The sequence below is a fragment of the Streptomyces sp. AC627_RSS907 genome, from assembly GCF_019049165.1.
Window position 1 is genome coordinate 1 of record NZ_JAGMUE010001141.1, and the last position, 628, is coordinate 628.

At 74.8% G+C, this 628-nt stretch carries 1 protein-coding gene; it reads left to right on the forward strand.

The genetic code is table 11. The features are described from left to right. The coding region (locus tag KUM32_RS40720; protein ID WP_217146708.1) for an Ldh family oxidoreductase at nt 1-628 on the forward strand (628 nt) is incomplete at both ends.

The following is a 628-nucleotide window of genomic DNA, read 5'->3' on the forward strand; positions in this document are numbered from 1 at the left end:
CCAACCTGACCCGGCTCTACCTGCCGCTCTTCGACGACAAGCGGGTCGAGCCCGACGCCGAGCCCGAGGTGCTCGCCGACAAGGGCGCCTCCGTGCTCCTGGACGGCAAGAAGGGCCTCGGCCTGTGGCTGGCCAGCGAGGCGATCGACCTGGCAGCCGAGCGGGCCGCCGAGTACGGCATCGGCCTGGTCTCGGTGCGCGACGCCACCCACTTCGGCTGCGCCGGGCACCACACGCTGCGCGCCGCCGAGCGCGACATGGTCGGCATCCTGGCCTCCAACTGCGGCGGTCAGCGCATCGCCAGGCCGCCGGGCGGCAAGGTCGCGATGCTCGGCACCAACCCCATGAGCATCGCGTCCCCGGCCGGCCCCGACCTGCCCCCGTACTGCCTGGACATGTCCACCACGGCCGTGCCCACCGGCAAGATCCGCCAGGCCGCGCGCGCGGGCCAGTCCATACCCGAGGGCTGGCTCACCGACGCGCAGGGCCAGCCGGTCACCGACCCGCACGCGCTCGACCGCGGCGACGGCTTCCCGACCTGGCTCGGCGGGCGCCCGGAGACCGGCGCGTACAAGGGGTACGGCCTGGCCCTGCTGGTCGAGGTGTTCGCCGCGCTCGTCCCCGGCGC